This is a genomic window from Streptomyces sp. NPDC046379 (assembly GCF_055587785.1).
The window spans coordinates 13,484-29,094 of record NZ_JBVJFP010000002.1 but is presented as its reverse complement, the minus strand read 5'-3'; the positions used below and the strand labels follow the sequence as shown (position 1 = coordinate 29,094).

Here is a 15,611-nt window from a genome sequence, read left to right as displayed (position 1 = left end):
TACGCGGGCACGTCAGGACGAGGGCTCGTCCCTCTCCCCCGGCTGCCCGTCCTCCGGTCCCCGCGCCTGCGGCCCTCTCCCCTGCGGACCCGCCCGGCCGCCCCACAGATGCCGGGCGCGTGCGAACAGACCCGGCCCGACCGCCCGGCGCCGGTGGCCGTGGACCCGCGGGTCGTCGGTGACGTCGTACCGCTTCACGTACGCCCCGAGGAACGCCTGGAGCGTGGCGACGGCCGGGATGGCGATCAGCGCGCCGACCGCGCCGAGCAGGGCGGTGCCCGCGATGACCGAGCCGAAGGCGACGGCGGGATGGATGTCGACGGTCTTCGAGGTCAGCTTGGGCTGCAGCACGTAGTTCTCGAACTGCTGGTAGATGACGACGAAGATCAGCACCCACAGCGCGTAGAGGGGATCGACCGTGAACGCGATCAGCATGGGCAGCGCGCCCGCGAGATAGGTGCCGATGGTGGGGATGAACTGGGAGACGAGCCCCACCCACACCGCCAGCACGGGCGCATACGGCACGCCCAGGATCTCCAGCAGTATGTAGTGCGCGGCGCCCGAGACGAGGGCCATCAGGCCGCGCGAGTAGATGTAGCCGCCGGTCTTGTCGACCGCGATCTCCCAGGCCCGCAGCACCTCGGCCTGCCGGGCCGGCGGCAGCACGGAGCACAGGGCACGGCGCAGCCGGGGCCCGTCGGCGGCGAAGTAGAACGAGAACAGCGTGATCGTCAGCAGCTGGAACAGTCCGCCGAGGACCTGGGCCGAGACGTCCAGCACACCGGTGGCGCTGTTCTGCACATAGCCGCGCAGCCAGTCGGAGCGCAGCAGCCCTTCCTGGATGTCGACGCGCTTCAGGTCGGTGTGGAAGTGCGTGTTGACCCAGTTGATCACGGAGTCGAGGTAGTCGGGGAGCCCTTCGATCATGGTGATGATCTGCCCGGCGAGCATCGAGCCGAGCAGCGTGACGAACCCCGCCGCCACGATCATCACGGCGAGGAAGACGAGCCCCGTGGCCAGCCCCCGGCGCATCCCGCGCGAGGCCATCCAGCTCACCGCCGGCTCGATGGCCAGGGCGAGGAAGAACGCGATCAGGACGTTGATCAGCAGCCCGGTCATCTGGTGGAAGGCCCAGCTGCCCAGCTGGAACGCGGCCACGAGGGCGAGGGCGAGCACCATGGCCTTCGGCAGCCAGCGCGGCATGCGGTCGCCCGGCGCCGCGCCGCGGCCCGCAGGGGGCGGGGCGGGCGGCGTCGTACCGGGCGGAACTGCCTGCCGGGCCGTCTGCCCGGTCTCATCTGTGCGTGCCACGGTGCCAGTCTCGCCCACGCCGCCGACAACGGGCCCCGGCGGGGCGGTCTTCGTGACGGGTCAGCGACGCTCCTGCGGAACGTTCATGACGGAGCAGACCACCCGCCACACGTCCTTGGCCTCCCAGCCGGCGTCCAGCGCCTCGTCGACGGTGCGGCCGCCGAGCTCCGACATCACATGATCGCGCGCGAAGGTCTCGGCGTACCCCGCGCCGAAGTGCTCCGTCATCCGCTCCCAGAAGACCGTCAACCTCATGCCTTCAGTATCCCGCTCCGGAGAGTGGGTCCGGCGGGGGACCTCTCGCCGGGACCGCTCCCGGCGTCCTACGGTCTGACGCATGGCCGCAACCGGAGCTTCCTCCCTCTCCCCGACGCCCTCGGCGCGCTCACCGCTGTTCCGCGCCGAGCAGTTCGTCTGGCTCACCGCGCGCGTACTGGAGCAGCGCCTGTTCGCCCATCACTTCCTGCACGGCGACGCAGACCCGGTGGAGACGGCGCTGGACGCCTATCTGAACCAGGACGGCGGATACGGCCACGCCCTGGAGCCCGATCTGCGCGGCCCGGTCAGCCAGCCGCTGCACACCGCGCACGCGCTGCGCGTCCTGGACTCCATCGGGCGCTGCGGCGGGCAGCGGGTGGAACGCGTGTGCCGCTATCTGACCTCGGTGTCCACCACGGACGGCGCCCTGCCCGCGGTCCATCCCTCCCAACGGGGCTACCCCGCGGCCCCGTTCGTGACGGTCGCCGACGACCCGCCCGGCGATCTGCTCGCCACCGGCCCGGTCGTCGGCCTGCTGCACCGCAACGAGGTCTGGCACGCCTGGCTGTTCCGGGCGACCGACTTCTGCTGGCGGGCGGTCGAATCGCTGGAGACGACCCACCCCTACGAGGTCGAGGCGGCCGTGACCTTCCTGGACTCCGCTCCCGACCGTCCGCGCGCGGAGGCCGCCGCCGAACGCCTGGGCCGCCTGGTGCGCGAGCAGCGTCTCGCCGTCCTGGACCCGGAGGACGCCGGGTCCCATCCGGTGTCCCCCGGCTACGCCCCGGGCGAGCACCACTTCCCGTACGACTACGCGCGGACGCCGCACTCCCTCGCGCGCGCCTGGTTCACCGACGCGGAGATGGCGCGTTCCCTGGACTTCCTGGCCGGTCAGCAGCAGGAGGACGGAGGCTGGCCGATCCGCTGGCGGCAGTGGGCGCCCGCTCCGGCCCTGGAGGCACGCCCCATGGTGACCATCGAGGCGCTGCACACCCTGCGGGCGCACGGCCGGGCCTTCGGCTGACACCCCGGCGGTTCAGCCGCCCAGCGCCCGCACCCCAGCCGTGACCACCACGGCCGCCCCGACCACGAGCAGGAACGGCGCCCGCAGGAGCAGCGCCACGGCGGCCGCCGCGACGCCCGCGAGCCGCGCGTCCAGCACCAGCTCCCGGCCGTCGGCGAAGGTCTGCTGGGCCGTCAGCGCGGCCAGCAGGGCGACGGGCACGAGGGCGGCCAGCCGTTTGACCAGGGGTCGTTCGAGCACGCCGGCCGGGACCAGCAGCCCGGCGAGCTTGACGGCGTAACAGCCGACGGCGGTCGCACCGATCGCGAGCCAGACGTTCACAGCCCTTCCTCCTGCCCGCGGCGGCGTCCCTGGACGAACAGCACGGCCGGCGCCGCGAGCGCCGAGATCAGCACCGGCACGCCCGCGGGCAGCACCGGCAGCAGCCCCAGGCCGAGGACCACGGCGATCCCGGCGACGGCCCGCTCGGCCGCGGTCCTGAGCATCGGCGCGAGCAGCGCGAGGAAGACCGCGGGCCCGGCCGCGTCCAGCCCCCACGCGTCGGTGTCGCCGAGGGCCTCGGCGCCCAGCGCCCCGAGCAGCGTGGTCAGGTTCCACAGCACGTACAGGGAGAGCCCGGTCACCGCGAACCCGAGCCGGGCGGCGCGGCGCGTGGGCTGCGCGAGCGACACCGCCGTGGTCTCGTCGATCACCCACTGGGCGGCGAAGGGACGCACCGCGCGCGGGAGGGCCAGCAACTGCGACAGCCGCAGGCCGTAGAAGGCGTTGCGCACCCCGAGGAAGAACGCCCCCGCGGCGGCCGTGAGCGGGTTGCCGCCGGCGGCGAGCGCCCCGACCAGTGCGAACTGGGACGCGCCGGTGAACACCAGCAGGCTCAGCGCGCAGGTCTGCAGCACCGTGAGCCCGCCGCCGGCCGCGGTCACCCCGAAGGCGAACCCGGACAGCCCGACCGCGATGCCGACCCCGAGCGCGTCCCGTACGACGGCGGCGTCGGGCTTGGCTCCGCCGTCGTTTCCTATGTCTGCGAGTGCTGTCTGTTCTGCCACCCGCCGGACGATACGAGCATCCGGCGCGCGGCGTCTTGTACGTTCTTGCGCTCGCGCCGATAGGCGCCCGGCGGCACCCCGACGATCCGGCTGAAGTGCCGGTTCAGATGCGGCTGGTCGGCGAAGCCGACGGCGGCGGCCGCGTCCGCGATGCTCGTGCCGGCGTCGAGCAGACGCCGCGCGCGCCGGACCCGGGCGTCGGTCAGCCAGGCGTGCGGCGGCATCCCGTAGGCGTCGCGGAAGGCCCGCAGCAGGGCGAACGGGCTCACGCCGAGGTCGGCCGCGAGCTGCTCCAGAGTGGGCGGCGCTGCCAGCCGCTCCTCCAGCACGGCACGCGCGCGTACGGCGACCCGCGCCCCGGCGGTGCGCACCTCCCGGCGCGGCAGCGGCCCGCCGTTCAGGCGCAGCAGGCGGGTCACCGCGACCCGCAGCAGGGTGTCGGCGGCGAGCGCGTTGCCCTCGTCGGCGGCGCGCAGCACCCGGTGCACCAGCCCGGCCGCGTAGGGGTCGTCGAGCACGGGACTGACGAAACCGGGCGTGCCGCGCAGGGCGGTGGTCTCGGCGGCTATCTCGGCGACCAGGTCGGGCGACGGGTACACCGCCCCGTACCGCCACCCCTCGGGCACCCCCGCCCGTCCGGTGTGCGGGGTGTCGGGGTTGACCAGGGCGAGCGCCCCGGCGCCCACGTACTGGTCGCTGCCGCCGTGGTGGAACACCTCGACCCCGTCGGAGACGGCGGCGATGACGAAGTTCTCGTGCGTGTGCCGGACGAACGTCTTGCGGATGTACCGCGCCCGCAGCAGATCGACACCGGGCAGCTCCGCGTACTGCCAGTGCCGCGCCCGCTCCCCCGCCGAAACCGCCATGCCCCCATTCTCCGCCATGCCCGCCGCGACCGGCGTGCCGCCCCTTCCCGCCCCGCACCCCGGCAAGCGGCGTTTTCCCAGGTCAGCGCGAATGTCAGTGGCCGGGTGCAGGATGGATCCATGGCACGCTCCGCTCACCGGGCCCTCGACGGCTTCTCCCCCGCGACCCGCGGCTGGTTCACGGGGGCGTTCTCCGCGCCCACCGCGGCCCAGGCCGGCGCGTGGCAGGCCATCCGCGAGGGCTCGGACGTGCTCGTGGTCGCCCCCACCGGATCCGGCAAGACCCTGGCCGCCTTCCTCGCCGCCCTCGACCGGCTCGCCTCCACCCCGCCCCCGGCCGACCCCGGGAAGCGCTGCCGCGTTCTCTACGTCTCCCCCCTCAAGGCGCTGGCGGTCGACGTGGAGCGCAACCTGCGCAGCCCGCTGACCGGCATCCGCCAGGAATCCGTCCGCCTGGGCCTGCCCGAGCCGGAGGTCAGGGTCGGCATCCGCTCCGGCGACACCCCGCCCGCCGAGCGCCGCGCCCTGGCCACCCGCCCGCCGGACATCCTGATCACCACGCCCGAGTCCCTGTTCCTGATGCTGACGTCGGCCGCGCGGGACGCGCTGACCGGCATCGAGACGGTGATCCTGGACGAGGTGCACGCGGTCGCCGGCACCAAGCGCGGCGCGCACCTCGCCCTCTCCCTCGAGCGCCTGGACGAGCTGCTGCCCGGACCGGCCCGCCGCATCGGCCTGTCCGCCACCGTCCGCCCGGTCGACGAGGTCGCCCGTTTCCTGTCCCCGCGCGGCAAGGTGGAGATCGTCCAGCCGAAGTCGGGCAAGGAGTTCGACCTCTCCGTCGTGGTCCCGGTGGAGGACCTCGGCGAACTGGGCGGCTCCCCGGTCGCCGACGGCAACGAAGGCGCGGAGCGCCCCTCCATCTGGCCGCATGTCGAGGAGCGCATCGCCGACCTGGTCCAGTCCCACCGCTCCACCATCGTCTTCGCCAACTCCCGCCGGCTGGCGGAGCGCCTGTGCAACCGGCTCAACGAGATCGCCTACGAGCGCGCCACCGGCGAACCCCTGGACGAGCACCACTCCCCGGCCGACCTGATGGGCGGCTCCGGCTCCGCCCAGGGCGCCCCGCCCCTGCTCGCGCGCGCCCACCACGGCTCGGTCTCCAAGGAGCAGCGCGCCCTGGTGGAGGAGGACCTCAAGGCGGGCCGGCTGCCCGCGGTGGTCGCCACCTCCAGCCTGGAGCTGGGCATCGACATGGGCGCCGTCGACCTCGTCGTCCAGGTGGAGTCGCCGCCCTCCGTCGCCTCCGGGCTCCAGCGCGTCGGCCGCGCGGGGCACCAGGTCGGCGCCGTCTCCACCGGCGTGGTCTTCCCGAAGTACCGCGGCGACCTGGTCCAGGCGGCCGTGGTCACCGAGCGGATGCGCACCGGCGCCATCGAGTCCCTGAAGGTCCCCGCCAACCCCCTCGACGTCCTCGCCCAGCAGCTCGTCGCCATGACGGCGATGGACACCTGGCAGGTGGACGACCTGCTGGCCCTGGTCCGCCGCGCCGCTCCCTTCGCCTCGCTCCCGGAGTCCGCGTTCACCGCGGTCCTCGACATGCTCGCCGGCCGCTACCCGTCCGACGCCTTCGCGGAGCTGCGCCCGCGCGTGGTGTGGGACCGGGTCGCCGGCACGGTCACCGGGCGTCCCGGCGCCCAGCGCCTCGCGGTGACGTCCGGGGGCACGATCCCCGACCGGGGCCTGTTCGGGGTCTTCCTCGCCGGCGCCGACCCCAAGAAGGGCGGCGGCCGGGTCGGCGAGCTGGACGAGGAGATGGTGTACGAGTCGCGCGTGGGCGACGTCTTCACGCTCGGCACCAGCTCCTGGCGCATCGAGGACATCACCCGCGACCGCGTCCTGGTCTCCCCCGCGCCCGGCGTGCCCGGCAGGCTGCCCTTCTGGAAGGGCGACCAGCTGGGCCGCCCGCTGGAGCTGGGCCGCGCGCTGGGCGCGTTCCTGCGCGAGGTCGGCTCGCTGTCCAAGGAGGACGCCCGGCTGCGCCTGCTCGCCGCGGGACTGGACGCCTGGGCCGCGGACAACGTCCTGTCCTACCTGGACGAGCAGCGCGAGGCCTGCGGCCACGTCCCCGACGACCGCACCATCGTCGTGGAGCGGTTCCGCGACGAGCTGGGCGACTGGCGGGTCGTCGTGCACTCCCCCTTCGGCGCCCAGGTCCACGCCCCGTGGGCGCTCGCCCTCGGCGCCAAGCTGTCCGAGCGCTACGGCATGGACGCCCAGGTCATGCACGCCGACGACGGCATCGTGCTGCGCCTGCCCGACGCGGACCTGCTGAGCCTGGACCTGCTGGACCAGGAGCCGATGAAGGCCGGCACGGAGTACGACGCCGAACAGGCTCCCGTCGGCGCGGCCGACGTGGTCTTCGACAAGGGCGAGATCGACGGAATCGTCACCGACCAGGTCGGCGGCTCCGCCCTGTTCGCCGCCCGCTTCCGGGAGTGCGCCGCCCGCGCGCTGCTGCTGCCGCGCCGCAACCCCGGCAAGCGCACCCCCCTGTGGCAGCAGCGCCAGCGGGCCAGTCAGCTCCTCCAGGTGGCCGGGGAGTTCGGTTCCTTCCCGATCGTCCTCGAGGCGGTCCGCGAATGCCTCCAGGACGTCTTCGACGTCCCCGGGCTCGTCGAGCTGATGGGCGACCTGGAGTCCCGCCGGGTCCGCCTCGTCGAGGTCACCACCCCCGAGCCCTCCCCCTTCGCGCGCTCCCTCCTGTTCGGTTACGTCGCCCAGTTCCTTTACGAGGGGGACTCCCCGCTCGCCGAGCGCCGCGCCGCCGCCCTGTCGCTGGACTCCCGGCTGCTCGCCGAGCTGCTCGGCCAGGCCGAGCTGCGCGAACTGCTCGACGCGGAAGTGCTGACCGAGCTGGAGCGCGAACTGCAGTGGCTGACCGAGGACCGGCGCGTCAAGGACGTCGAGGGCGTCGCCGACCTGCTGCGCCTGCTCGGCCCGCTCACCGACGCCGAGCTGGCCGAGCGGGGCGCCGAACCCGGATGGGCGCAGGAGCTGGCGGTCGCCCGCCGCGCGATCCGCGTCCGCATCGGCGGCACCGGTCACTGGGCGGCGATCGAGGACGCCGGCCGCCTGCGCGACGCGCTCGGCACGGCCCTGCCGGTCGGCGTGCCCGAGGCCTTCACCGAACCGGTGAAGGACCCACTGGGCGACCTCCTGGCGCGCTACGCCCGCACCCACGGCCCGTTCACCTCGGTCACGGCCGCGGACCGCTTCGGCCTCGGCGTGGCCGTCACCGAGGGCGCCCTGCAGCGGCTGGGCGCGAGCGGGCGGGTCGTCCAGGGCGAGTTCCACCCCGCCGGCATCGGCCAGGAGTGGTGCGACGCGACCGTGCTGCGCCGGCTGCGCCGTCGCTCCCTGGCCGCCCTGCGACACGAGCTGGAGCCGGTGCCGCCGGCCGCGCTCGCCCAGTTCCTCCCGCAGTGGCAGCACATCGGCAAGGGCCACGCCCTGCGCGGCGTCGACGGCCTGGTGCGCGCGATCGAACAGCTCCAGGGCGCCTCCGTGCCCGCCTCGGCCCTCGAAAAGCTCGTCCTGCCCTCCCGCGTAGCGGGCTACACCCCCGCGATGCTGGACGAGCTGACCGCCGCCGGCGAGGTGGTGTGGGCGGGGGCGGGCGCGCTCCCCGGCAAGGACGGCTGGATCTCCCTGTACCTGGCCGACGCGGCCCCCCTGCTCCTGCCGTCCCCGCACCCGCTGGAGCCGACCGCCCTCCACCAGTCCGTCCTCGACGCCCTCTCCGGCGGCTACGGCCTGTTCTTCCGCCAGATCGCCGACCAGGTCCGCGCCACCACCCACCCCGACGTCACCGATCCCCAGCTCGCCGACGCGATCTGGGACCTGGCCTGGTCCGGGCGGCTGACGAACGACACGCTGGCCCCGCTGCGCTCCCTGCTCGGCTCCGGCCGCACCGCCGGCTCCACGGCCCACCGCGCCAAGCGCACCGTCCCGCGCGGGCGCTACGGCGCGCTCACCGCCGCCGCCCGCCCCGCCTCCCGCGGCGGCCCGCCGACGGTCGCCGGCCGCTGGTCCCTGCTCCCGGCCCACGAGGCGGATCCCACCGTGCGGGCCCACGCCCTCGCCCGTACCCTCCTCGACCGACACGGCGTGGTCACGCGCGGCGCGGTCCAGGCAGAGGGCGTCGAGGGCGGCTTCTCGGCGACGTACCGGGTCCTGTCGGTGTTCGAGGAGAGCGGTCAGGCCCGGCGGGGCTACGTGGTGGAAGGGCTCGGCGCCGCGCAGTTCGCGATGGACGGCGCCGTGGACCGCCTGCGCGCCGTGGCCAACGCCCGCGAGCGCGGCGAGAACCTCCCCGGCCCGGCGTCCGCCGCCGCGCAGGGAGCAGGCCCCGGTTTCTCCGCCGCCGACGGCTTCTTCGGCCCCTCCGACGCCCTCGGCCCCTTCGACGACCACGGCCACGCCTACGAGTCCGACACCGCGTTCGACCTCCCCGACGGCGACCCGTCCCTGCACCACCCCGCGCCGGGCGAGTACGTCTCCCCGCGGGACCACCCCGCGCCGGGCACGGCCGCCGCCCGGCCCGCCCCGGCCGGGCACAGCGGCGGCAACCGAGCCCCGTACACCCCGGGCCCGGGCCCTTTCTCCGGCAACCGCCACGGTGGACGTTCCGCGCCCGCCTCCCGTGCCGTCGTCCTGGCCGCCGCCGACCCCGCCAACGCCTACGGCGCCGCCCTGCCCTGGCCCGATCCCCCGACCGATGCCGGGCACAAGCCGGGCCGCAAGGCGGGCGCCCTCGTCGTCCTGGTCGACGGCGAACCGGCCCTGTACATGGAACGCGGCGGCAAGACCCTGCTGGCCTGGCCGTCCGAGCCCGACGCCCCGGCCGCCGACGACCCGCGCCTGCGCGCCGCGGCCGAGGCCCTGGCGGAGGCCGCCCGCGCGGGCTCGCTCGGCACGGTCACGGTGGAGCGCGTCAACGGCTCCCCGGCCCTGACCTCCCCCGTGGGCGTCCTCCTGGAGACGGCGGGCTTCGTCGCGACCCCGAGAGGTCTGAGGCTGCGGGCATGATCCCGCGCGCTCGTGCCACCCTGAACCCATGCCCGAAGGAGACACGGTCTGGCAGACCGCGAAACGGCTGCACGCGGCCCTCGCGGGCCAGGTGCTGACCCGCTCCGACCTCCGGGTGCCGAAGTACGCCACGGCCGACCTCACCGGCCGCGCCGTGCTCGACGTCACCCCCCGCGGCAAGCATCTCCTCACCCGCGTCGAGGGCGGTCTGACCCTGCACTCGCATCTGCGGATGGACGGTGCCTGGCAGGTGTACGCCGCCGGCCGGCGCTGGACCGGCGGCCCGGCGCACCAGATCCGCGCGATCCTCGGCACCCCCGACCGCACCGCCGTCGGCTACCGCCTCCCCGTCCTGGAGCTCCTGCGCACCGCCGACGAGGACCGCGCCGTGGGCCACCTCGGCCCCGACCTCCTGGGCCCCGACTGGGACCCCGACCGGGCCCTCGCCAACCTGCTCGCCGACCCCGCCCGCCCGCTCGGCGAGGCCCTGCTGGACCAGCGCAACCTCGCCGGCATCGGAAACGTGTTCAAGTGCGAGCTGTGCTTCCTGCTCGGCGCCACGCCGTGGCTGCCGGTCGGCGACCTCCCCGCCGACCGCGCCGCCAAGCTCCCGGACCTGGCCAAGAGGCTCCTGGAGGCCAACCGGGAGCGCCGGGTCCGCAGCACCACGGGCCGCCGGGGCCAGGATCTGTTCGTGTACGGCCGCGCGCCCCGCCCGTGCCTGCGCTGCGGCACTCGCATCCGCCTGGCGGACCAGAGCGACGGCTCGCGCGACCGCCCCACCTACTGGTGCCCGGCCTGTCAGACCGGCCCGGCCCCGACACGGCCCACCTGACGGCGGGCGCCTCACCCGCCGGACCCGCCCCCCACCTCACGCTCCCCGCCCACCGCACCCCGCCACGCCTCCCGCCACCGCCCCGCCCCGACGGCCCCCACCGCCCGCGCCTTGGCCACGCAGTGCACCGGCAGCAGGCTCAGCCCCCATCCCCCGGCCGCGACCGCCCCCTCCAGCACCCCCGCGTCCGGCGCCACCGCGAGTCTCAGCACGGCCCACCACCACACCGCGCCGAGCCCCAGACCGGCCCCCCAGCGCGCTATCCGCCCCGCCATGGCCCGGTCACCTCCCGCTCGACGCCGGCAGGGCGCACCACCGGCACAGGGCACGCCGCTCACCTGGTCCCCCCACGATGACGGTCCCGCCCCTGACCGGCAAACGGACCGGCCTGTGACGACGCCGGGCCGGCAAGCACCCCGGCCCTCGCCACCCCAGACAGTCAAACGCCCCGGCCCTCGCCACCCCAGAACGGGCAAGCACCCCCGCCCTCGTCACCCCAGACAGTCAAACACCCCGACCCACGCCGTCCCCGAACGGGCAAACACGCCGGCCCTCGCCGCCCCGGGCACGCAAAAACCCCGACCGCACCTCTCCGGATCTCCCCGGAGAAGCCCCGGCCGGGGCCTGACACTGTGCTCTCGGCGTTCTCCCGGCGTGAGCGTCAGCTCACGCGGCAACCACGTCCACCGCCTCGGCGGGCGCCTTGATGGTCACCCGCTCCGGTGGCACACCGGTCACCGACACGGAACCCAGCATCGGTCGAACCGACGTGGGCACGGGCTGACTGGGGGTGGCCGCTGCGGACTGGGCCAGCTCCGCGAGGGCGAGTTCGTCGCTCACTTCCCGCATGAGCTCGGACATCCGTACGTCCAGCGCGTCGCAGATGGCGGCGAGCAGCTCGGAGGAAGCCTCCTTCTGCCCCCGCTCCACCTCGGAGAGATAGCCGAGTGAGACTCGGGCGGACGAGGAGACTTCGCGCAGAGTACGGCCCTGGCGCTGGCGCTGCCGACGCAGCACGTCACCCAGCAGGCGACGGAGCAGAATCATCGGTGGCTCCCTCCTCGGACCGCGTAGCCGCATCCTTCTCGCCCCACCGTACCGCCTCGCGCCGCGGCCGTGCGGGGAGCGATGTCGTGTTCACTCAGGGCTGCAAACATCAAAACCCCCCGTTCCGTTCCGTATCCTGTGCCCGCTCATTTCCGGTCTGTTCGCCCGCAAGCTCCGTGAGAAGCAGTGCGAGCACGCTCCGTACACTCTCTCTACGAATTTCCGCACGCTCGCCGTTCAACCTCAGCGCCTCCACTTTTCCGCCACCGGCGGAATCGGCGCCCGCTGCGAACGGCCCGTCCAGGGCCACGTATACCGTGCCGACGGGCTGTCCGTCCTGGGGTTCGGGACCTGCGACCCCGGTGGTGGCCAGGCCCCAGTCGGCGCCGAGCAACTTCCGCACGCCGGCCGCCATCTGGGCAGCGACCTGCGGGTCCACCGCTCCACGCTGCGCCAGCAGGGTGGCGTCGACGCCGAGCACCTCCTGCTTCAGCGCCGTGGCGTACGCCGTGACGGAGCCGCGGAACGCCTTGGACGCCCCGGGGACCGCCGTGATCTCCGCGGCGACCAGGCCACCGGTCAGCGACTCGGCGACGGCGACGGTCTCGCCTCTCACCGTCAGTAGTCGCACCACGTCGGCGGCCGGGGAACTCACGCTTCCGTCTCCTCCAACACGGCCTTGCGCTCGGCGATTCCCCGCCTGCGCAGCACAATGGCCTGTCTCACATAGTCCAGACCGGTCACCACGGTCAAAACGACCGCCGCGGCCATGACCCAGAATCTCAAGGTGGCGAGCCAGCCTGTCAGCGCCAGCACGTACATCCCGACGGCGACGCCCTGGGTGAGCGTCTTCAGTTTGCCCCCGCGGCTCGCCGGGATGACGCCGTAACGAATGACCAGAAAACGCAGCAGGGTGATCCCGAGTTCCCGGCCGAGGATGACGGCCGTCACCCACCAGGGCAGGTCGCCCAGCGCCGACAGACAGATGAGCGCCGCCCCCATGATCGCCTTGTCGGCGATGGGGTCGGCGATCTTCCCGAAGTCCGTGACGAGGTTGTAGGTGCGCGCCAGGTGACCGTCGAACAGGTCGGTGATCATGGCGATGGCGAAGGCGGCCCAGGCGAGCGAGCGCCAGGCCGGGTCGTAGCCGCCGTCGGTCAGCATCAGCGCGACGAACGCGGGGACCAGCAGGAGCCGGAGCATGGTCAGCAGGTTGGCGATGTTCCACACGCTGGCCTGGTTGACGGCCGCCGCCGCGATCTTGCCGCCGCGCACCGGCTTCCCGCCGGGCTCACCGCCGGGGGCGGCCGGCGCACCCGGTCCCGACCGACCGGGAACCGGCCCCTGGGAGCCCGTCCCGCCGGGGGACCCACCGGAGGACGACGCCACCGCTCCAAGGGAGGCCGCCCCGTTCGCCTGGGCGGAGCCGTCCGCGGCGGACGCCGGAACTCCGGTCATCTGCCCGCCTCCTCACTGAGCCTGTGCCCGTCGGCGCGTTCCGCGGCCGGGCCGTCCGCCGCGGCGCCCGCGAGCGCCTCCGGCAACGGCTCGGCCACCAGGTCGACACCTTCCGTACCGACCACCTTCGCCTCGACCATACGACCGGGGCGCAGTCCTTCGCCGCTCGTGAGCAGCACCTGCCCGTCCGTCTCCGGCGCCTGGTGCTCGCCCCGCCCGAGGACGCCCTCGTCGTCCACCGACTCCACGAGCACGCGCACGACCTGGCCGACGCGCTCCTCGGCCCGCTGCGAGACCAGTTCCTCCGCGAGCCGGGAGACCCGCGCGAGCCGCTCGGCGACGACGTCCTCGGGCAGCTTGCCGTCGTAGGTCGCGGCCTCGGTGCCCTCCTCGTCGGAGTAGCCGAAGACTCCGATGGCGTCCAGCCGCGCGTGGTTCAGGAACCGCTCCAGCTCGGCCAGGTCGGCCTCGGTCTCGCCGGGGAAGCCCACGATGAAGTTGGACCGCACGCCGGCCTCGGGCGCCTTGCCGCGGATGGTGTCGAGCAGCTCCAGGAACCGGTCGGTGTCGCCGAAACGGCGCATCCGGCGCAGCACGTCGGGCGCGGAGTGCTGGAAGGACAGGTCGAAGTAGGGGGCGACCTTCGGCGTCGAGGTCAGCACGTCGATCAGGCCGGGCCGCATCTCGGCGGGCTGGAGGTAGCTGACGCGGACCCGCTCGATGCCGTCGACCTCGGCCAGCTCCGGCAGCAAGGACTCCAGCAGGCGGATGTCGCCCAGGTCCTTGCCGTAGGAGGTGTTGTTCTCGGAGACCAGCATGATCTCCTTGACGCCCTGCTCGGCCAGCCAGCGGGTCTCGTTCAGCACGTCGCTGGGGCGGCGGGAGATGAAGGAGCCGCGGAAGGACGGGATGGCGCAGAAGCTGCAGCGCCGGTCGCAGCCGGAGGCGAGCTTGACGGAGGCGACCGGGGAGCCGTCCAGCCGGCGGCGCAGCGGAGCGCGGGGGCCGGACTGCGGGGCCAGGCCCTCGGGCAGATCGGTGGGCGCGCCGTGCCCGGGCAGGGCGACGTCGGTCGCCGTCTGCCGCTCGGCCGGGGAGATCGGCAGCAGTTTGCGCCGGTCGCGGGGGGTGTGAGCGGCGTGGATGCCGCCGTTCAGAATGGTCTGGAGCCGGTCGGAGATGTCGGCGTAGTCGTCGAAGCCGAGCACTCCGTCGGCCTCGGGGAGCGCCTCGGCCAGTTCCTTGCCGTACCGCTCGGCCATGCACCCGACGGCGACCACGGCCTGGGTTCTGCCGTGGCCCTTGAGATCGTTGGCCTCCAGCAGGGCGTCGACGGAGTCCTTCTTGGCGGCCTCGACGAATCCGCAGGTGTTGACGACGGCGACGTCCGCGTCCTCGGCGTCCTCGACGAGCTCCCAGCCGTCCGCCTCCAAGCGGCCTGCGAGCTCCTCCGAGTCCACCTCGTTACGGGCGCAGCCAAGGGTGACGAGTGCGACGGTACGGCGTTCAGGCATGGGCTCAAGACTACTTCGTCCCGGCGACACCCCACGTCGACGGGGTTGGCCGGTCCCGGCCTCCCCGTCACCGTGGTGTGAACCTCGACCGGCTCAGCCGACCTGGGGGTCGCCCTTGGTGTAGGTGAGCCGCTCGACGGCGCCGGGCCGGAAGTCGTCGTCGATCTTCTTGCCGTTCACGTACAGCTGGATGGCGCCGGCGTCGCCGAGCACCAGGTTGATCTTCGAGCTGTCCTGGAAGGTCTTGCTGTCGCCCTGGTTGAGGAGTCCGTCGAACAGCAGCCGGCCGTTGTGGTCCTTGGCGGAGATCCAGCTGCGGCCGTCCTCGGCGCTGACCCGGACGGTCACCTTGTCCTGCGGCGCGGCGGCGATGGCGCTCTCGGTCGCGTCCGGCTTGGGCGCGGCGGGTTTCTTGGTCTTGCCGGGAGAGGCGGAGACGCTGGTCGAGGGCTCTGCGCCGCCTGCCTGCGCCTCGGCACCGGCGTCGGAGTCGCCGCCCTTGACGACGGTGAAGCCGACGAAGCCGACCACGACGACGATCGCGGCGACCATGGCCGCGGTCCAGTTCGGTCCCCGGCGCTCCGGGCGGATGCGCTCCGCCTCGAACAGGGGAGCCGCGGGCGTCGGCGCGGGGCGCCCGCCGTGCTCGGCGTCGTACTGGGCGATGAGAGGCGCCGGATCCAGGTGGACGTGCTTGGCCAGGGTCCTGATGTGCCCGCGGGCGTAGACGTCGCCGCCGCAGGGCGCGAAGTCGTCGGACTCGATCGCGTGCACGATGGCGACACGCACTCGGGTGGCGCTGCTGACGTCGTCGACGGTCAGGCCGGCCGCGGTGCGCGCCTGCCGGAGCACGGTGCCGATGGAGGGGCGGTCTTCGGACACGTCGCTTACATCTTCGAACGGACGCTCGTCTTCAGGGGAGTTGCCGATGGACACGGGGGCGCCTTTCGAGCGTGTAGCCACCTGTGCTGGAGGTTCAGTCTAGGGGGGGTGCGAAAGGGTCGGGCAACCGGGCGGTGGGATTTGTACGCCATCGGAATGGCCCGTCATCCCGATGGTGGGTTACGCGCTTTTCGCTTCCCTCACATTGACGTACGACCGGGGGAAACAGTTGCCCAATGATCGCTGACGGCCAGGTCACGATCGCGCAACCACGGTCGC

General features: G+C 73.8%; 14 protein-coding genes. 3 read left to right on the top strand and 11 right to left on the bottom strand.

The window, feature by feature from the left end:
• Positions 1-12: 12 nt before the first annotated feature.
• Both ACZ6KF_RS04165 and ACZ6KF_RS04160 read right to left on the bottom strand, forming a co-directional pair.
• Positions 13-1,311 (bottom strand): AI-2E family transporter, encoded by a 1,299-nt coding sequence (locus ACZ6KF_RS04165; RefSeq protein WP_356636815.1) that lies wholly within the window; start codon positions 1,309-1,311, stop codon positions 13-15.
• A gap of 60 nt (positions 1,312-1,371) precedes the next feature.
• Complete coding sequence (locus tag ACZ6KF_RS04160) at positions 1,372-1,566, bottom strand: DUF3046 domain-containing protein (RefSeq protein WP_356636817.1); 195 nt, start codon at positions 1,564-1,566, stop codon at positions 1,372-1,374.
• Positions 1,567-1,648: 82 nt separating this feature from the next.
• Between ACZ6KF_RS04160 and ACZ6KF_RS04155 the strand changes: the two genes are divergently transcribed.
• Positions 1,649-2,593 (top strand): hypothetical protein, encoded by a 945-nt coding sequence (locus ACZ6KF_RS04155; protein WP_469237209.1) that lies wholly within the window; start codon positions 1,649-1,651, stop codon positions 2,591-2,593.
• Positions 2,594-2,605: 12 nt separating this feature from the next.
• On the opposite strand, the gene ACZ6KF_RS04150 is transcribed toward ACZ6KF_RS04155, so the two are convergent.
• From ACZ6KF_RS04150 to ACZ6KF_RS04140, 3 genes are read right to left on the bottom strand one after another with little or no spacing between them, the layout of a single operon-like run.
• A complete protein-coding gene (locus ACZ6KF_RS04150; RefSeq protein WP_356636821.1) occupies positions 2,606-2,914 on the bottom strand; it encodes an AzlD domain-containing protein in 309 nt (102 codons plus the stop codon).
• Positions 2,911-3,639: an AzlC family ABC transporter permease gene (locus tag ACZ6KF_RS04145; RefSeq protein ID WP_469237208.1), complete on the bottom strand. Its 729-nt coding sequence runs from the start codon at positions 3,637-3,639 to the stop codon at positions 2,911-2,913. The genes ACZ6KF_RS04150 and ACZ6KF_RS04145 overlap by 4 nt, the downstream gene beginning before the upstream one ends.
• Positions 3,609-4,505: an AraC family transcriptional regulator gene (locus ACZ6KF_RS04140; RefSeq protein WP_469158373.1), complete on the bottom strand. Its 897-nt coding sequence runs from the start codon at positions 4,503-4,505 to the stop codon at positions 3,609-3,611. Before ACZ6KF_RS04140 ends, ACZ6KF_RS04145 begins: the two co-directional genes overlap by 31 nt.
• Before the next feature lie 120 nt (positions 4,506-4,625).
• Between ACZ6KF_RS04140 and ACZ6KF_RS04135 the strand changes: the two genes are divergently transcribed.
• Together ACZ6KF_RS04135 and ACZ6KF_RS04130 are read left to right on the top strand one after the other, a co-directional pair.
• Positions 4,626-9,596, top strand: coding sequence for an ATP-dependent helicase (locus ACZ6KF_RS04135; RefSeq protein WP_469158374.1), 4,971 nt, complete (start codon positions 4,626-4,628; stop codon positions 9,594-9,596).
• A 28-nt stretch (positions 9,597-9,624) separates the two neighbouring features.
• Positions 9,625-10,431 (top strand): Fpg/Nei family DNA glycosylase, encoded by an 807-nt coding sequence (locus tag ACZ6KF_RS04130; protein WP_356636827.1) that lies wholly within the window; start codon positions 9,625-9,627, stop codon positions 10,429-10,431.
• An 11-nt stretch (positions 10,432-10,442) separates the two neighbouring features.
• Here the strand turns inward: ACZ6KF_RS04130 and ACZ6KF_RS04125 are convergent, their stop codons facing one another.
• The 6 genes from ACZ6KF_RS04125 to ACZ6KF_RS04100 all read right to left on the bottom strand — a co-directional run bounded on the left by ACZ6KF_RS04125 (position 10,443) and on the right by ACZ6KF_RS04100 (position 15,386).
• Positions 10,443-10,706, bottom strand: a complete 264-nt coding sequence (locus tag ACZ6KF_RS04125; protein ID WP_356636829.1) for a hypothetical protein — start codon at positions 10,704-10,706, stop codon at positions 10,443-10,445.
• Between the two features lie 391 nt (positions 10,707-11,097).
• Positions 11,098-11,478 (bottom strand): helix-turn-helix domain-containing protein, encoded by a 381-nt coding sequence (locus ACZ6KF_RS04120; protein ID WP_356636831.1) that lies wholly within the window; start codon positions 11,476-11,478, stop codon positions 11,098-11,100.
• Between the two features lie 109 nt (positions 11,479-11,587).
• Positions 11,588-12,133 (bottom strand): CinA family protein, encoded by a 546-nt coding sequence (locus tag ACZ6KF_RS04115; RefSeq protein ID WP_356636833.1) that lies wholly within the window; start codon positions 12,131-12,133, stop codon positions 11,588-11,590.
• Entirely contained in the window at positions 12,130-12,936 is an 807-nt protein-coding gene (gene pgsA, locus ACZ6KF_RS04110; RefSeq protein ID WP_469158375.1) for a CDP-diacylglycerol--glycerol-3-phosphate 3-phosphatidyltransferase, read from the bottom strand. Before pgsA ends, ACZ6KF_RS04115 begins: the two co-directional genes overlap by 4 nt.
• On the bottom strand, positions 12,933-14,450 hold the full coding sequence (gene rimO, locus ACZ6KF_RS04105; RefSeq protein WP_356636837.1) for a 30S ribosomal protein S12 methylthiotransferase RimO: 1,518 nt from the start codon (positions 14,448-14,450) through the stop codon (positions 12,933-12,935). The genes pgsA and rimO overlap by 4 nt, the downstream gene beginning before the upstream one ends.
• A gap of 93 nt (positions 14,451-14,543) precedes the next feature.
• A complete protein-coding gene (locus tag ACZ6KF_RS04100; RefSeq protein WP_356636839.1) occupies positions 14,544-15,386 on the bottom strand; it encodes a helix-turn-helix domain-containing protein in 843 nt (280 codons plus the stop codon).
• Positions 15,387-15,611 lie beyond the last annotated feature (225 nt).